This window comes from Cedecea davisae, from assembly GCF_044095835.1.
Taxonomy (GTDB): domain Bacteria; phylum Pseudomonadota; class Gammaproteobacteria; order Enterobacterales; family Enterobacteriaceae; genus Cedecea; species Cedecea davisae.
In genome coordinates, this window is the sequence record NZ_CP172054.1 from 105,221 (window position 1) to 122,267 (window position 17,047).

A 17,047-nucleotide genomic window follows, 5' to 3' on the forward strand; every position below is an offset into this window, starting at 1 on the left:
GGGCACTCTTGCCCCTGCTCGTCGAGTAACAATCCGCGAGATGCCTCGATATCTATTTCTTACGCAGTAGCCGGATGGCGTTAGCGGTGACCAGCGCGGTTGCGCCGGAGTCGGCCAGTACCGCCAGCCAAAGGCCGGTGAGGCCGAACAGTGTAGTGACGAGGAAAATCCCCTTCAGGCCCAGCGCTATCGTCACGTTCTGGCGAATGTTGTTGTGGGTTGCTCTGGCGAGCTTCACCATTCCGGCAAGTTCGGTCAGGCGATTGTGGGTTAATGCCGCATCTGCGGTTTCCAGCGCCACGTCGGTGCCGCTGCCCATCGCGATGCCGATAGTCGCCGCTTTCATCGCCGGGGCATCGTTAATGCCGTCGCCAACCATTGCCAGCGGCGCTGCCGCATTCAGCTTGTTCACCGCCGCTACTTTATCCGCCGGTAGCAGGCTGGCGCGGTAGTCGATGCCCAATTCTCCGGCAATGGCCGCCGCCGCTCGTGGGTTATCGCCCGTCAGCATTACGCCCTGAATCCCCAGTTCACGCAGAGCCGCAACCGCCTCGCGGGCGTCGCCGCGCAGCGTATCCCGCATGGCTATTGTGCCGAGTAATTGCCCGGCGCGCAGCACGACGATCACCGTCTGGCCCTGTTCTTCCTGCTGAGCAATGCTTTGCTGCCATGTGTCATTCAGTTCGCCAGCGGTTAGTTTAGACGGAGAGCTGAGCAGCACGGTTTCACCGCTGATATTGGCTTCCACGCCAACGCCCGCCAGCGCACGGTGATTTTGCGCTACCGGCAGCGAGAGGTTCCGCTGCTGAGCGGCGTTCACAATCGCCTGTGCCAGCGGATGAGTTGAGCCTTGCTCTACCGCTGCGGCCAGCGCCAGCAAAGCGTTTTCCTCAATATCTCCATTAACCCTAACACCCGTAACCTGCGGTTTGCCCGCGGTCAGCGTGCCGGTTTTGTCGAACGCCACCTGCTGTACCTGGCCGAGCCTTTCCAGCGCGGCACCGCCCTTAATCAGCGCCCCACGGCGAGCGGCGGCTGCCAGGCCGGAGGTAATGGCCGCAGGTGTAGAAATGACCAGCGCGCAAGGGCAGCCAATCAGCAGCAGCGTCAGGCCTTTATAAATCCACGGCTCCCAGCCCTGGCCGAATAACAGCGGCGGAATGACCGCGGTCAGCAGCGCGAGCAGCATGATTATCGGCGTATAAATACGGCTGAAGCGGTCGATAAAGCGTTCAATTGGCGCACGGCGTTCATCCGCCTCTTCAATCAGGCGCAGGATGCGGTCGATGGCGCTGTCGCCCGGTTCGGAAAGCACTTCCAGCTGTACCAGACGGTCAACGCTGGTGCTGCCGGCCGCGACCTTTTCTCCGCTTTGGCGTTCGACCGGCACAGACTCGCCGGTGAGGGCGCTTTCGTCGAAGCTGGCAAATTCGCTCAGCAACCGACCATCGGCAGGAAGGCGCCCGCCCGCTGCAACTTCAATAATGTCTCCCGGGCGCAGGTCGGCCTGGGCGACGGTTTCGCGCTCGCCGTCCCGGAGGCGAATAGCGACGTCCGGCTTTAACGCCATTAAGGCGCTGACTCCCCTGCGTGCGCGGCTGGCGGCGTAAGATTCAAGACGCTCGCCAATCAGGAACAGCAGCAGCACCATCGCCGCTTCGGCGGTGGCACCGATAAACAGGGCGCCAATTGCCGCGACGCTCATCAGCGTTTCGATGGCGAACCAGTTGCCGCTGCGCATCAGGCGCACGGCCTGGCGGGCAATCGGCCACAGGCCTACCAGCGTTGTGGCAACAAAGGCCAGATTGCCAAGCGGGTGATTAACCTGCTCCAGCCCCCAGCTAATGACCATCAGGACGATAAGCAGGATCAGCGGCAGGTTCTCGCGCCATCCAGCGCTTTTTTCCTGCTTCGGCGCATTGGCGTCGCTCAGAGTGTAACCGGCGGCTCTTACCGCCTTTTCTACATCCGCGCGGATATCCCGCTCCGCGTTGACCAGCAATTTTTCGGTGGTGAACAGCACCTGTACCTGCCGTACATCGCTAATCTGCTTCACGGCATTTTCGACTTTGCGGGCGCATGCCGCGCAGTCCATACCCTCAACGTGCCAGCCGTAGCGGCTGCCGCCGTCGGCGATTTCTGGCTCAGGTACTGCGGAAGAACAGGTTTCATCTGCGCAGCAGGAGGGGCCTTCCGCCTGCAGCGGGCTAAGTTTGGCTAGCGCAAACTGCGGTGGTTTTTTGCCGTCTTGAGGTGTGTTGAGCATGGCGCCCTCCGGTAATGATAATTTTCTCATTACCGATGTTACACTCTGGAGCCAACTCCAGAGTCAAGAGGGATTTTTGCCGCGGGCGGTTAATTGCACCCGGACGGCACTTTTCGGGATTGCTCTTTGCTTCCCTCTGGCGCTTCCCCTAGTATTAAGCGCAGGTCGGGATGAGAATGTAATAATGAAAAAACCGCTGACAATCAAAGATATTGCCGAGCTGGCGCAGGTTTCCATCGCCACGGTCTCGAGGGTGCTGAATAACAATAGCTGGGTGGCGGATAAAACCCGCAGCCGGGTGGAAAAAGTTATCCAGGAGCATAACTTCAGCCCTAATTTGCTGGCGCGAGGGATGATTTCGAAGAAAACCCAGACTCTGGCTATCGTGGTTTCGGACATCAGCAACCCTTATTTTGTTACGCTGGTGGCGCAGATTGAGCACGAAAGTTTGCGGCTGGGTTATAAGGTCACGCTCTACGATACTCAGTCGGCGAATAAAAGCTCCCGCGAGGCACCGGTGGTGCCAGAAGAGCATATTTTCAATTCCATTACCGACAGCCAGATTGACGGCGTTATCATTCTGGGTGGCAACATTGACTACAACGATATCTCGGCAACTTATATGCAGGAGCTGAAAAAGCTGATTGCCACCGTGCCGGTAGTGGTGGTTGGCCGCAGGCTCCCGGGCGTCGAGTACGCCTGCGTTGAGCGCGATCAGGCCGGGTGCGTCAGGCTGGCGACCCGGCATCTCATTTCTAAAGGCTACCGGCATATTGGTTTTATTGGCGGCTCGAAAAATGTTTATATTACCCGCGAGCGTGAAGCCGTATTCAGAGAAGAGCTGGAGCAGGCCGGTTTACCGGTTAATACAAGTTCAATCGTGCTTAATAATTTCTATTTACAGCACGGCTATGAAGCCATTGAGAAATTAATTTCCGGGAATGAAAAGCTGCCTGATGCCATTGTCGCGATTAACGATCATGTCGCTAAAGGTGCGATCCGGGCATTAAAAGATAAAAATATATCGGTGCCTGAAAATATCGCCATTGTCAGCTGTGAATATTTTCCGGGTAGCGAATATTTTATTCCCCGCATCACCACGGTTGACCATCAAAATGCGCTGATCGGTAAAGAGGTAATGGCACGTTTAATGGCAATTCTTAATCAGGATAATGTTGTAAGCGTGTCGGAAAAAACGCCTCTTATGCTGGTAAAAGGCGAATCCTGTTAATTTTCAACGGCGGAAGCATATTACCTTGCCTCCGCCTGTAGCCGCCCTTCACTCCATTTTTTGATCCCGCTAGCAATTGCACGATCTGGCGTTGACAAGCCTCGTCTGACTCCTCTAGCCTAAAACCTGAAAACGTTTTCAGGTTTTGATTACAGGAGAGCCGATGAAACCGACAATGATGACCTACATCCACGAGGAACAGGCGACGCTTAGCGCCATGATTGCCCGCTATCCGTCCGACCTGCCGGTGCTTAACGGGCAAAAAAACTGGCTGGTGCTGGCGACCGGTTCCAGCATTAACGCCATCAAAAGCGCCAAATATTACGTGGAGAAGCTGGCGGATGTGCGCATTACGGTGGAGGAGCCTTTTCATTTCCAGCATTACGAAAAATTTGCCGAAACTACGGACCTGGTGATTGGCGTTTCCCAGAGCGGGGAGAGCACTTCCACCATCAACGCTATCCAACATATTCGCCGGTCACATGAGGTAAAAACCCTCGGCATAACCAGCAAAATGGGCAGCGAACTGGCGCGTACCGTTGATCATGTTGTCGATATCGAAATTGGCGAAGAGCGGGTGGGCTATGTCACTAAAGGCTACGTTGCCACCATTTTGAAATTTATGCTGCTGGGCATTTTTTCCGCCCGCCGAAGCGGCAAACTGAGCGCGGAGCAGGAAGCCGTCGAACTGGCGAAACTGGAAAAAGCGGTTAAGGCGATTCCGGCGGTTATCTCCGCTACAGAATCTTTCTTTAGCAAATGGCAGGATGAGCTGGTCGCTTCGCCGCGATTTACCGCGATTGGCTTTGGGCCAGGCGTTGGCGTGATTAAAGAGATGGAGACCAAATTTGCCGAGACTATTCGCGTGCCTTCTCAGGGCGTAGAGCTGGAAACCTTTATGCACGGGCCTTATTTCGAGGTAAACGGCAATCACCGCATGTTCTTTATTGATACGCCGGGCATAGCGCGTGAAAGGTTATTATTGCTGAAAGCCTATGAGCAAAAATATACCGACTATGTGTACACAGTTAAATTAGGTGAAGACAACGATCCCCGCACGCTTAGCGTCAATGCTGAGGTTGATGAATTTATTGCGCCGCTGATCTTAGTGATCCCATTCCAGATCCTGGCTCATCATATTGCCGAGGCGAAAGGGAATAACCTTCCACAACGCATTTTCACCGATTTTGGCGTTGCGGTAAAAAGTAAAACCAAACCGGGCGATTACGCCTGATACGGGCTGTACCCTACATAAAATAATTTCCATACCTTGCTACTGAGGAATGACTATGGCTACCTTCGCTCAACTTGCCCGGCAGATAATTAAGCACGTCGGTGAAGCAGAAAATATAGAGCATCTTACCCACTGCGCCACGCGTCTGCGTTTTACTATTAAAGACAAAACTAAGATTAATAAAGACGAGCTTTATAAATTACCGGAGGTAGTCAAGCTGATTGAAAACCCGGGGCAGTTTCAGATTGTCATCGGGCCGAAGGTTGAAAAAGTATTTCTGGAGATAACGGCGCAGCTTGGTGAGCAAAACCAGGACGAGGCGGCAGCGCCGAAGGGCTCGGTTATCAACCGCCTGCTGGCTACGCTGTCGGCCATTTTTACCCCGTACATCGGCGTGCTGGCGGGCGTTGGGGTGGTGAAAGGGATAGTGGTGCTGCTGCAAACCATGAGCCTGGTGGGCACTCATTCCTATATTTTCACCGTGTTTAATGCGCTTTCCAGCGGCGTATTTGTGATGCTGCCGCTGTTTATCGCCGTTACCGCAGCAGAGCGGTTTAAAACCAATAAATTCAGCGCGCTGGCGCTAACGGCGGCGATGATATTCCCGCTGACGGATGCCAGCGTACCCGGCGCGTTTCACGTAATGGGTCTGGCGCTGAACGTTAAAATCTACGGCGGAGCGGTTATTCCGGCGGTGTTTGCCGTGCTGTTCCAGAGCTACGTGGAACGCTGGCTGAAGAAGGTCATTCCTGAGATTGCGGCGCTGGTATTTGTTCCCTGCCTGTCGCTGATTATCAGCGGGTTTGTGGTGTTTACCGTGATAGGCCCGGTGGCGGATTACGTGGGCGTGGGCATCGCGAACGGTTATGCGTGGCTGTACAACCTCAGCCCGGTTATCTCCGGGGCATTACTGGCCGGGATTGGGCAGCTGTTCGTGGTATTCGGCGTGCACTGGGGCATCATCCCGCTGGCGCTTATCAATATTCAGGTCAACGGTTACGACACCATTATGGCGATGTTTATGTCGGCGGTGATGGGGCAATTTGGCGCGGTATTCGGCGCGATATTTATCGCCCGTAACCTCAAAGATAAGCAGATTGCTATCTCTGCTTCACTCTCCGCCTTCTTCGGCATTACCGAGCCTGCTTTGTACGGCGTGAACCTCAAATACCGCATGCTGTTTGTGTTTGGCTGCATTGGGGCGGCGCTTGGAGGCGGCATTACCGGGCTGCTGGGGGTAAAAACCTACAGCTTCCTGCCGGTGCTCAACGTGTTCGAGCTGGGGTTATTCAGCGGGCCTGATTCGAAGATGATTTATGAAGTCTTTGCCATCGCGGTGGCGTTCACGGTGCCTGCGGTATTGACCATTATCTACGGTAAAACCCGCAGGCTGGAACCCGCCTCTCTCGTAGAAGAGAGGCGCTAAGCTCAGATATAAAGGGCACGAACAATCATAAAGTGCCCGGCAAAATAGCAGGCGGCGGCGATTGCGCTGTCGCCTCTGAAGCGATGACGATAGTGGCTAACCAGCCAGACAATATTGCCGAGCAGCAGCAGGCTGGCACCAATAAACCCGGAGAAACTGTTAGCGGTCGGGCGGAAGAAGTACAGCTCGGCGGCCAGCCATACCATCACCAGCGTCATGCCGATAAAGGTCAGGATCGGCATGCGCAGTGTTTCCAGCCGGGTCCAGATAGTGGCGACCAGCAGCGCGCCGATAATCAGCAGCGCCAGAGGCAGCGGCCAGAAGATAGCGAAGGTCATCTGGCTGGCGAAATAGATGGTGTACAGCAGGTGCGAAAGGAAGAAAGCGCCAACGGCGTACAGCAGGCGCTGGGTCGGCAACAGCGTTAACGCATCGCCCACCAGGGTTGCCAGCAAACCGGCGACAATCAGGTAGCCGGAGGCTTCAAACATCGGCGCTTGCCAGGCAAGCAAAAGCAGGAGCAGTAGGGTAACAGGCTTGAAAACCCAGCGCTGCCAGGCGGGGCCTCGCCAGGAGGCGTCGATATAAATCCAACCTGATAAAGCAACTGCAATAAATGACCAAAGCATGATATGTCCTTATTTTAATTGTCAGGCGTCACTGTGCTCAGTCTAGTGGTTAAGCGGCGCAGATGACAACGCCGTCGCGCCAGGGTTATGCTTAAAAGTGCCTGACAACTTGAGACAAAGCCATGAGCAAACCGCCCGTTTTCATCATAGCGATCATCGTGTTAATCGTGGTCGCAGCTTCCTTCCGCTACCTGCATCAGCGACGCCAGAATATGGAAAACGATGCGGCCCCGTTGAGCGTGAAAAAGGTGGTGGTGGCAACGAAGCGAGAAAAGCCTCTCAATGACCGGCGCTCGCGCCAGAGGGAAGTGATCCCCGCCGAGGACTCAATGCGTTACGAAATTTGGTTCGCGCCACAGAGCGGCGGCATGGAGATGAAAATGCGCGTTACCGCGGCGGAATACAATCAGGTGACGGTGGGAGACAAAGGGCAGCTAAGCTATAAGGGGACGCGCTTTGTCAGCTTCGCCCCCGAAGCGCCTCACTTGCCCTGACGCAGCTTCTTCTGCCAGACCAGCAGTTCAAACACGCCAAACACGAAGATTTTAATTTGCTCGATGCGAGGCAGCGCCGGGCCGTCTTTAGGCTGGGTCGCCTTCAGCAGGCTGAGCTGCAGGCCATGCATTATCACCATAAATATCAGCGCGACGTTCACAAAGATGTTGAGCGGGCGCGGGTATGGATGAAACAGGTTGAAAATCAGAAAGCCCCACACGCACAGCATCAGCAGGCGGCCAAAGTTAATCAGAATCGGCATTATGCGGCTCCTTGAGCTTCACGAATAAACAGACGGTAGGCAACCTGGCCGGCCACCTTTTCACGGTGCAGCGCCCAGTTTTTTGGCACTACGGGTAGACCATTTTCCACTTCACTTTCAACGTAGATAAGCGCTTCGTCCGCCAGCCAGCTGTTTTTCTCCAGCAGGGCGAGGGTTTCGTCCAGTAGCCCCTTGCGGAACGGCGGGTCAACAAACACCACGTTATGCGGCGTACCCGGCTGCGCCAGCACGTTGAGCGTATTGGCGTTCAGCACTTTGCCGTTATTGGCTTTTAAGGTCGCCAGGTTCTTTTGCAACTGCTGGGAGACGGCGCGATCCATTTCAATCAACGTGGCGCTGGCGGCATAGCGCGATAGCGCCTCCAGGCCAAGTGCGCCGCTACCGGCAAAACAGTCGAGGCAATGTGAGTCCACCATTGAAGGCGCCAGCCAGTTAAACAGCGTTTCGCGTACCCGGTCGGTAGTCGGACGCAGGCCCGGGCTGTCGGGAACCGGGAGTTTTCGGCCACGCCATTGGCCGCCGATTATGCGGATCTGGCCGGAGCCAGCGGATTGGGGTTTCTTCATTGCTCTCACTGCGATGCTAAATTTTGCGGCTATTCTAGCGGCGCATGTCCGGCCAGGAAACCTTATTCCACCGGAGTGATGCCGCGCCGGGAAAGTGGTAGACTAGCCCACTATTTTTTATGCCCGTGGCAAGCAGAATCGGGTCTGTGCCATGAGTTAACAGCGAGGAGTGTAGTCGCAAATGGCGAAAGAGAAAAAACGTGGCTTTTTTTCCTGGCTGGGATTTGGCCAGAAAGATCAACAACCGGAAGCAGAAACAGAAAAAAAAGTAGCAGAAGAACAACCGGTTACTGAACAGGCTGCACAACAGGAAGCGCCTCAACAGCCCCAGGCTGCTGAACAAGAAACTCAGGATTTAGTTAGTGAGCACTCACTGGAGGAGTCCCAAAAATTTGCCCGGGAGGTGGTTGAAGTTAATCAGCTGCTGGTGGAAGAAGATGCCGCCGTTGCCGAGCCGGAAATCATCCCTGAACCGGAAGTCGCCCCCGAGCCTGAGGCCGTTGTTGAACCCGAGGTGGTTGTAGAGCCGGAAGTGATTGCCGAGCCAGAGCCGGAAATCATCGAACCTGTGGTGGCTGCCGTTGAGCCAGAAGTTATCGAGCAGCCGGTCGCTGCCGTAGAGCACGAAGTTCTGCCGCTGCCGGAAGACGTTACTGAAAGCGCGGTACAGCCGGACGAATGGCAGGCCGAGCAGGACGAAATCATTGAAGAAGAAGTGGCCGAAGCAAAAGCTTTATTCGCCGAAGCACAGCTCGTAGAGCCAGAGGCCGAGCCTGAAACCGTTGATGAAGCCGAACCGGAAGCGGTTGAAGAAGTGGTTCCGGCAGCGGTCCAGCAGGAACAAGAGAAGCCAACCAAAGAAGGTTTCTTTGCGCGCCTGAAGCGCAGCCTGGTCAAAACCAAACAAAACCTCGGTTCCGGATTTATCAGTCTGTTCCGCGGCAAAAAAATCGACGATGATCTGTTTGAAGAGCTGGAAGAGCAGCTTCTGATTGCCGACGTTGGGGTGGAAACCACCCGTAAAATCATCAACAACCTGACGGAAGGCGCAAGCCGCAAACAGCTGCGTGACGCCGAGGCGTTATACGGCCTGCTGAAGGAAGAGATGAGCGATATCCTCGCCAAAGTGGACGAGCCGCTGAATGTTGAAGGCAAAACGCCGTTTGTTATCCTGATGGTTGGCGTTAACGGCGTGGGTAAAACCACGACCATCGGCAAGCTGGCACGCCAGTTTGAGCAGCAGGGTAAATCCGTGATGCTGGCGGCGGGCGATACCTTCCGCGCGGCGGCGGTTGAACAGCTACAGGTTTGGGGCCAGCGCAACAATATTCCTGTGGTGGCTCAGCATACCGGCGCGGATTCCGCTTCGGTTATCTTCGATGCTATCCAGGCGGCGAAGGCGCGTAATGTTGACGTCCTGATAGCCGACACCGCAGGGCGCCTGCAAAATAAAGCACACCTGATGGAAGAGCTGAAGAAAATTGTCAGGGTTATGAAAAAGCTGGACGAAGACGCCCCGCATGAGGTTATGCTCACCATCGACGCCAGCACCGGTCAGAATGCGGTAAGCCAGGCTAAACTGTTCCACGAAGCGGTGGGGCTAACGGGCATCACCCTGACCAAACTGGACGGGACCGCCAAGGGTGGCGTTATCTTCTCTGTGGCAGACCAGTTCGGTATTCCGATTCGCTACATTGGCGTCGGCGAACAAATTTCTGATTTGCGACCGTTTAATGCGGGCGACTTTATAGAGGCACTTTTTGCCCGAGAGGATTAACAATGATTCGCTTTGAACACGTCAGTAAAGCCTATCTCGGTGGGAGACAAGCGTTGCAGGGAGTCACCTTCCATATGCAACCGGGCGAGATGGCCTTTCTGACCGGCCACTCTGGCGCAGGGAAAAGTACCCTGCTCAAGCTTATCTGTGGTATCGAGCGGCCAAGCGCCGGGAAAATCTCTTTCGGCGGCCACGATATTAGCCGCCTGAAGAGCCGTGAGGTGCCGTTCCTGCGGCGCCAGATCGGCATGATTTTCCAGGATCACCACCTGTTGATGGACAGAACCGTTTACGACAACGTGGCCATTCCGCTGATCATCGCCGGCGCCAGCGGCGAAGATATTCGCCGTCGCGTCTCGGCGGCATTAGATAAGGTTGGGCTGCTGGACAAAGCGAAAAATTTCCCAATCCAACTCTCCGGCGGTGAGCAGCAGCGCGTGGGCATTGCCCGTGCGGTGGTGAATAAGCCTGCGGTACTGCTGGCGGATGAACCGACCGGTAACCTGGATGACGCGCTGTCGGAAGGCATTCTGCGCCTGTTTGAAGAATTTAACCGCGTCGGCGTGACGGTTCTGATGGCAACCCACGACATGGGGCTAATCTCGCGCCGCAACTACCGTATGTTGACGCTAAGCGACGGCCATTTGCATGGAGGCCTGGCAGGTGAATAGAAACAGTGCGCTCAACCATATTAAGCGCTTCAGCAACAAGCTGGATAAATTCAACAAGCTGAACAAGCTTGGCGATCTGGGCCGCTCGGTGAAAAAGCGTGGCAAAGGGCCGCAGTCGAAAAGCCGCTCCCTCAAGGGGGGCGTGAATGAACAGTTCCGCTACGCCTGGGAAGGCGCGCTTCAAGATTTAAAGAGCAAGCCGCTGGCGACGTTCCTGACGGTGATGGTAATTGCCATCTCCCTCACGCTGCCGAGCGTTTGTTATATGGTTTACAAAAACGTCAACCAGGCCGCGACGCAGTATTACCCTTCACCGCAAATCACCGTTTATCTGGATAAGGCGCTGGACGACAATGCCGCGCAGCAGGTTGTGGGCGCGATTCAGGCGGAAGAGGGCGTAGATAAAGTTAACTACCTTTCCCGCGAAGAAGCGCTGGGCGAATTCCGTAACTGGTCGGGCTTTGGCGGTGCGCTGGATATGCTGGAAGAGAACCCGCTGCCCGCGGTTGCGGTGGTTAACCCTAAGCTGGATTTCCAGAGTACCGACCACCTCAATACGCTGCGTGACCGCGTGGCGAAGATCCACGGCGTGGATGAAGTGCGCATGGACGATAGCTGGTTTGCCCGCCTTGCGGCGCTGACCGGGCTGGTGGGTCGCGTAGCGGCGATGATAGGCATTCTGATGGTGGCCGCGGTATTCCTGGTTATCGGCAACTCGGTTCGCCTGAGCATTTTTGCCCGCCGCGATACCATCAACGTGCAAAAGCTGATTGGCGCGACGGACGGCTTTATTCTGCGTCCGTTCCTTTATGGCGGGGCGCTGCTCGGCTTTAGCGGGGCGTTCCTGTCGCTTATTCTGTCGGAAATTCTGGTGATGCGTCTGTCCTCGGCGGTGACCGAAGTGGCGCAGGTGTTCGGCACTAAGTTCGATATCAGCGGCTTAGGTTTTGACGAATGCCTGCTGCTGCTGCTGGTCTCTTCGATGATCGGCTGGCTGGCAGCCTGGCTTGCCACTGTTCAACATTTACGCCGTTTTACCCCACAGTAAAAAGTTTTTGGTATACTCATCTTCTGCTACGATAACGTCGTCAGCAGGGGATGAGTTTTACTCCGCAGTGCCCCCTGCCATGCTGCAACAACCGTCACACTTTGTGTGTAATCTATTCACAGCTTTACATTGAACTTGTGGATAACATCACTGTCTGAGAGTACAGTGGATGATACGGTTTGGCGCTCGCTGCATTGCAGGCGCGCCGCCGCCAGTAGATGGCAACCTGTACGTCAGTCTCTAAGAGAGGGTTTGAATGACCAAAGAAATGCAAAATTTAGCTTTAGCCCCTGTTGGTAACCTGGAGTCGTATATCCGGGCTGCAAACGCCTGGCCGATGTTAACGGCTGAGGAAGAGAAGGAGCTGGCTGAAAAGCTGCATTACCAGGGTAGTCTGGAAGCAGCGAAAAAGCTGATCCTGTCTCACCTGCGCTTTGTTGTTCACGTTGCCCGTAATTATTCCGGCTACGGCCTGCCGCAGGCAGACCTTATCCAGGAAGGCAACATCGGCCTGATGAAAGCGGTGCGCCGCTTTAATCCGGAAGTCGGCGTTCGCCTGGTCTCCTTTGCCGTGCACTGGATCAAAGCCGAAATTCATGAATACGTGCTGCGTAACTGGCGTATCGTGAAAGTCGCGACCACCAAGGCACAGCGTAAGCTGTTCTTTAACCTGCGTAAAACCAAGCAGCGTCTGGGCTGGTTTAATCAGGACGAAGTCGAAATGGTTGCCAACGAGCTTGGCGTGTCCAGCAAAGACGTGCTTGAGATGGAATCACGCATGGCGGCGCAGGATATGACCTTCGACATGTCCAACGATGACGACTCAGACGGCCAGCCGATGGCGCCTGTGCTGTTCCTGCAGGACAAATCGTCCAACTTTGCCGACGGCATTGAAGACGATAACTGGGAATCGCACGCTGCCGACAAGCTGAGCGACGCGATGCAGGGCCTTGACGAGCGTAGCCAGCAGATTATTCGCGCACGCTGGCTGGACGAAGACAACAAGAGCACGCTGCAAGAACTGGCAGACCGTTATGGCGTTTCCGCCGAGCGTGTACGCCAGCTTGAAAAGAACGCGATGAAAAAATTGCGAGCTGCGATAGAAGCATAAAGCCGACATTGCAGTGCCGCCCCGAGAACGCCCCACTTTATGCTGGGGCGTTTTGTTTTTTAGCCTCCGGCATACATTCCAACAGCACGGCAAACGCCGCCTCCATTTCACTCTCAGGCAGGCTGGCAAACCCCATCAACAATCCCTTCTTACGCCGCTCCGTCAGGTAATAGCGCGACAGCGGGCGCACCAGAATATTTCTGGCGTTGGCGCACTGCGCAATTGCCACATCATCCGCTTCATCCGGCAGGTTCAAAATCAGATGCAGCCCGGCATTGTCGCTGAAATCTGACAGCGCCTGCGGGCCGCAATGGCGGGAAATTAGCTCGGTTAAAAAAGCGCGGCGACGGCCATAAAGCAGCCTCATACGGCGGATATGGGCCGAGTAGTGCCCGGCGGTTATAAACTCCGCCAGCGCCTGTTGGATAAGCGAGTGGCCGCCGCGATACAGCTCCGCATGAGCGGTTTTCAGGTCGCTAACCAGCGGGCGCGGCAGCACCACATAGCCGAGCCTTAGCCCTGGATAAAGCGTTTTGCTGAAGGTACCGATGTAAACCACCGGCGCTTCGTCGGCCAGCCCCTGCAACGCGGGGATCGGCTGGCCTGAAAAGCGAAATTCGCTGTCGTAATCGTCTTCAATAATCCAGCTGCCGTGCTGGCGGGCCAGGGCCAGCAGCCGCTGGCGACGCTCCAGGCTCATCACCGCGCCCAGCGGATATTGGTGTGAAGGCGTGACAAAGATCAGGCGCGGCGCTTCGGTTATCGTCTCCGGTGGGCAGAGGCCGTTAGCATCGACGGTCAGCGGTGTAATCCGCACGTCGTTCATCGCCAGTACGTGGCGAATGCCCCAGTAGGAAGGTTCTTCGATCCACGCCAGGTCGTCCCTGTCGCACAGCATTCGTGTCACCAGGTCGATAGCCTGGTGGATCCCTTCGGTGATAAGAATTTGATCAACCTGGCAGTTTACGCCTCGAGAAACCCGCAGGTAGTCGACCAGCGCATGCTGTAGCTCCGGCGTGCCGCCGTTGCAGCTATAGCTGAGGCGCTCCGGCTTAGGACGGCGGCTGATGCGAGCCTGGATCTTGCTGAACAGCGGATGTGGGAAAGCGTTAACGTCCGGGACGCCGGGAATAAAGGCTCCCCACTGCCGTGGGCTGGCGCTGACCTGGGAAAGTAGATGTAGGCCCCGGCGGGAGATTGAAACCTCCGTGGCGGAAGCCGCGCCGCCTTCGCCAACCTTGCCTGCGGAGGTGAAGCGATCCGGCAGCGTTTTTTCAACAAATGTTCCGCTGCCCTGGCGGGAGGCAACATAGCCCTCAGTCATCAGCTGTTCGTAAACTGTTAATACCGTGTTGCGTGAAATGTTAAGTTCACTGGCTAAGTCACGAGAAGCAGGCAGGCGGCTGTGGGAGGGGAGTGAGCCATCCAGAATTGAGCGCCGAAGCGCATTGTAAAGGCGCTTATGCAGCAGGTTATCGCTCTCTTCCTGCAGCCTGACAAGAATCAAATCACCCACTAAATCTCGCAATTGGATCCCTCAGATAATCTGAATTGGTACTCGATTATAGAGCCAATATCTGTGTAAATAAACGACATTGTTTCTGATTTGTTGCGATAAAGTGACTGAGATAACAGGAGAGACCAGGGTGAAAAGTGCAGAGCTGAACCAGCGTCGTTTACAGGCCACCCCGCGCGGCGTGGGCGTGATGTGTAGCTACTTTGCAGAGAAGGCTGAGAACGCCACTCTGTGGGATGTAGAAGGCAACGAGGTTATTGATTTTGCCGCAGGGATTGCGGTGCTGAACACCGGACATCGCCATCCAAAAGTCATTGCCGCTGTAGAAAAACAGCTGCAGGCCTTTACCCACACGGCTTACCAGATTGTTCCTTACGAAAGCTATGTTTCCCTTGCCGAGCGCATCAACGAGCTGGCGCCGATTGAAGGCCCGGCCAAAACCGCATTTTTCACCACCGGCGCAGAAGCCGTTGAGAATGCGGTGAAAATTGCCCGCGCTTACACCAAACGCCCTGGCCTGATTACCTTCGGTGGCGGCTTCCATGGTCGTACCTTTATGACGATGGCGCTCACCGGCAAAGTGGCTCCTTACAAAATTGGCTTTGGCCCGTTCCCCGGTTCCGTTTACCACGCGGTTTACCCTAATGCCGCGCATGGCGTAACCACCGGGGACGCACTGAAAAGCCTGGATCGCATCTTCAAAGCGGATATTGCGGCGGACCAGGTGGCGGCCATCGTGCTGGAGCCGATTCAGGGCGAAGGCGGTTTTAACGTTGCGCCGCCGGAGTTTATGCAGGCGCTGCGTGAGCTGTGCGACACCAACGGCATTCTGCTGATAGCCGATGAAGTGCAGACCGGGTTTGCGCGTACCGGCAAGCTGTTTGCGATGGAATATTACGATATCAAAGCCGATCTGATGACGATGGCGAAAAGCCTGGCAGGCGGCTTCCCGCTGTCCGGCGTGATTGGCCGCGCGGAAGTGATGGATGCTCCGGCTCCGGGTGGCCTGGGGGGAACCTATGCAGGTAACCCGCTAGCCGTTGCTGCCGCGCATGCTGTTCTGGATGTTATTGCCGAGGAGCAGCTGTGCAAACGTGCAACCCAATTGGGCGAACACCTGAAAGAGGTGCTGAACCAGGCCCGGCAGAGCTGCCCGGCGATTGCCGACGTACGTGGGCAAGGTTCGATGGTTGCGGTGGAGTTTAACGACCCGCAAAGCGGAAAACCTTCCCCGGAAATTACCCGAGAAATCCAGCAAAAGGCCCAGGAGCAGGGTTTACTGCTGCTGAGCTGCGGCGTTTACGGCAACGTGATTCGCTTCCTCTACCCGCTCACCATCCCCGATGCGCAGTTCACCAAAGCGCTGGCTATTCTTGCGCGGGTGCTTAAGGGCTAACCGCCCCGGCCAATTTCTGCGGCGCCACGGAAGGCCGTCATCAATATAAGGCGGCCGCGTAGCTCTTTTTGCTCAGCGTGAGTGGTTTATCACCCTGATATCACCTGTTTTCCGGCGGGACTCTCCGCCGGAGTAATCTGGAAAATATTATGTCTGAAAACTCCACCTTCTCTCCCGCCGTTGCGCGCGGGGAGCGAACGGCTGTCCCTGGAAAATCCCTGAGTTTTGTTGAAGGCGTGTCGATGATTGTCGGCACTAATATTGGCGCGGGCGTGCTTTCTATCGCCTATGCCTCCAGTAAAGCAGGCTTCTGGCCGCTGCTATTCTGGCTGGTACTGGTGGGCAGTCTCACTACCGTAACCATGCTCTATGTAGCAGAAACGACTCTGCGCACCCGCCAGCATTTGCAGCTTAGCGGGCTGTCTCTGCGCTACGTTGGCAAGTTTGGCGCACTGATGATGTTCCTCTCGGTTTGTGTGAACAGCGTGGGCGCATTGACTGCCTATATGACCGGCAGCGGCAAGCTGCTGCACTCTTTGCTCGGTATCTCCCCGGCGCTGGGCAGCGTGCTGTTTTTCATCCCTGCGGCAGGCGTACTGTACATGGGGCTAAAAGCGATTGGCCGGGGTGAAAAATTTATTAGCGTCGGCATGGTGGTGATGATTGCCATCCTGGTGGCCGCCACTTTACTCAAAGAGACGACCAGCGTGAGCTATTTGCTGGAAGGCAACTGGCTTTATATGGTGCCGGTATTCAACGTTGTGGTGTTCTGCTTCTCGGCGCAGTACATCGTGCCGGAGATGGCGCGCGGCTTTGCTGACAAACCCGAGAAGCTGCCAAAGGCGATTATCGTCGGCATGGTTATCACCTTTAGCCTGCTGGCCCTGGTGCCGATGTCGGTCATTATGCTTAACGGGCTGGACAATATCTCTGAGGTCGCGACCATTTCCTGGGGTAAAGCGCTGGGGGAGTGGGCATTCTTTTCGGCCAACCTGTTCGCGCTGTGCGCCATGCTGACCTCGTACTGGGGGCTGGGCGGTAGCTTCCTGACTAATATTTTCGACAGATTTCGCCTCGGCAGCGACGAGCCTTCGCTGAAGCGCTTCCTGGTGCTGCTGGTGGTGGCCGTGCCGCCCTTTATTCTGGCCTACAGCGGGCTGGTGTCGTTTGTTAACGCGCTCTATTTTGCGGGGGTATTCAGCGGCGTGATTTTGTCGATTATGCCGATTCTGATGATTAAAGGCGCCCGCCGTCATGGCGATATCACGCCCGGCTGGACCTGCCCGGCATTTATGACCCATCCGTTGATTCAGATTTTCATCGTACTGCTTTATCTGTGTAGCGCGGTTTATGCAATAGCTTCTGCCCTGGGCTATTTGCCCGCCGGCTGGTAATTCT

15 protein-coding genes are annotated in these 17,047 nt (G+C 55.7%); 10 read left to right on the top strand and 5 right to left on the bottom strand.

From position 1 onward, the window contains the following. Positions 1–52 precede the first annotated feature (52 nt). Positions 53–2,266 carry a Zn(II)/Cd(II)/Pb(II) translocating P-type ATPase ZntA gene (gene zntA, locus ACG1VR_RS00920; RefSeq protein WP_395489966.1) on the bottom strand — a complete coding sequence of 738 codons (2,214 nt, stop codon included), beginning with the start codon at positions 2,264–2,266 and terminating at the stop codon, positions 53–55. A 184-nt stretch (positions 2,267–2,450) separates the two neighbouring features. Here zntA and ACG1VR_RS00925 point away from each other — a divergent pair, with 184 nt between their 5' ends. The 3 genes from ACG1VR_RS00925 (at position 2,451) to ACG1VR_RS00935 (ending at position 6,157) form a co-directional block, all read left to right on the top strand. Beyond that, complete coding sequence (locus ACG1VR_RS00925; protein WP_395489967.1) at positions 2,451–3,497, top strand: LacI family DNA-binding transcriptional regulator; 1,047 nt, start codon at positions 2,451–2,453, stop codon at positions 3,495–3,497. A gap of 163 nt (positions 3,498–3,660) precedes the next feature. Continuing rightward, a complete protein-coding gene (locus ACG1VR_RS00930) occupies positions 3,661–4,731 on the top strand; it encodes an SIS domain-containing protein (protein WP_395489968.1) in 1,071 nt (356 codons plus the stop codon). Positions 4,732–4,786: 55 nt separating this feature from the next. Continuing rightward, positions 4,787–6,157, top strand: a complete 1,371-nt coding sequence (locus ACG1VR_RS00935) for a PTS transporter subunit EIIC (protein ID WP_395489969.1) — start codon at positions 4,787–4,789, stop codon at positions 6,155–6,157. 2 nt (positions 6,158–6,159) lie between these two features. Here the strand turns inward: ACG1VR_RS00935 and ACG1VR_RS00940 are convergent, their stop codons facing one another. Beyond that, positions 6,160–6,786 carry a lysoplasmalogenase gene (locus ACG1VR_RS00940; RefSeq protein WP_016538591.1) on the bottom strand — a complete coding sequence of 209 codons (627 nt, stop codon included), beginning with the start codon at positions 6,784–6,786 and terminating at the stop codon, positions 6,160–6,162. 122 nt (positions 6,787–6,908) lie between these two features. Here ACG1VR_RS00940 and ACG1VR_RS00945 point away from each other — a divergent pair, with 122 nt between their 5' ends. Beyond that, positions 6,909–7,280, top strand: coding sequence for a DUF2500 domain-containing protein (locus tag ACG1VR_RS00945; RefSeq protein WP_172568820.1), 372 nt, complete (start codon positions 6,909–6,911; stop codon positions 7,278–7,280). On the opposite strand, the gene ACG1VR_RS00950 is transcribed toward ACG1VR_RS00945, so the two are convergent. Both ACG1VR_RS00950 and rsmD read right to left on the bottom strand, forming a co-directional pair. Next, a complete protein-coding gene (locus tag ACG1VR_RS00950; protein ID WP_115586373.1) occupies positions 7,268–7,537 on the bottom strand; it encodes a DUF1145 family protein in 270 nt (89 codons plus the stop codon). The genes ACG1VR_RS00945 and ACG1VR_RS00950 overlap by 13 nt on opposite strands. 5 nt (positions 7,538–7,542) lie before the next feature. Continuing rightward, entirely contained in the window at positions 7,543–8,130 is a 588-nt protein-coding gene (gene rsmD / locus ACG1VR_RS00955; RefSeq protein WP_395489970.1) for a 16S rRNA (guanine(966)-N(2))-methyltransferase, read from the bottom strand. A gap of 181 nt (positions 8,131–8,311) precedes the next feature. Here rsmD and ftsY point away from each other — a divergent pair, with 181 nt between their 5' ends. The 4 genes from ftsY (at position 8,312) to rpoH (ending at position 12,737) form a co-directional block, all read left to right on the top strand. Then, positions 8,312–9,907 carry a signal recognition particle-docking protein FtsY gene (ftsY, locus tag ACG1VR_RS00960; protein ID WP_395489971.1) on the top strand — a complete coding sequence of 532 codons (1,596 nt, stop codon included), beginning with the start codon at positions 8,312–8,314 and terminating at the stop codon, positions 9,905–9,907. 2 nt (positions 9,908–9,909) lie between these two features. Then, positions 9,910–10,578: a cell division ATP-binding protein FtsE gene (gene ftsE / locus ACG1VR_RS00965; RefSeq protein WP_016538586.1), complete on the top strand. Its 669-nt coding sequence runs from the start codon at positions 9,910–9,912 to the stop codon at positions 10,576–10,578. Then, positions 10,571–11,626, top strand: a complete 1,056-nt coding sequence (ftsX, locus tag ACG1VR_RS00970) for a permease-like cell division protein FtsX (RefSeq protein ID WP_039899458.1) — start codon at positions 10,571–10,573, stop codon at positions 11,624–11,626. Before ftsE ends, ftsX begins: the two co-directional genes overlap by 8 nt. 256 nt (positions 11,627–11,882) lie before the next feature. Then, positions 11,883–12,737 (top strand): RNA polymerase sigma factor RpoH, encoded by an 855-nt coding sequence (gene rpoH / locus ACG1VR_RS00975; RefSeq protein ID WP_016538584.1) that lies wholly within the window; start codon positions 11,883–11,885, stop codon positions 12,735–12,737. A 37-nt stretch (positions 12,738–12,774) separates the two neighbouring features. Here the strand turns inward: rpoH and ACG1VR_RS00980 are convergent, their stop codons facing one another. Further along, on the bottom strand, positions 12,775–14,265 hold the full coding sequence (locus tag ACG1VR_RS00980) for a PLP-dependent aminotransferase family protein (RefSeq protein ID WP_395489972.1): 1,491 nt from the start codon (positions 14,263–14,265) through the stop codon (positions 12,775–12,777). Between the two features lie 118 nt (positions 14,266–14,383). Here ACG1VR_RS00980 and ACG1VR_RS00985 point away from each other — a divergent pair, with 118 nt between their 5' ends. After that, positions 14,384–15,649 (top strand): 4-aminobutyrate--2-oxoglutarate transaminase, encoded by a 1,266-nt coding sequence (locus ACG1VR_RS00985; RefSeq protein ID WP_395489973.1) that lies wholly within the window; start codon positions 14,384–14,386, stop codon positions 15,647–15,649. A gap of 149 nt (positions 15,650–15,798) precedes the next feature. After that, complete coding sequence (locus tag ACG1VR_RS00990) at positions 15,799–17,043, top strand: aromatic amino acid transport family protein (protein ID WP_395489974.1); 1,245 nt, start codon at positions 15,799–15,801, stop codon at positions 17,041–17,043. The last annotated feature ends 4 nt before the right edge of the window (positions 17,044–17,047 follow it).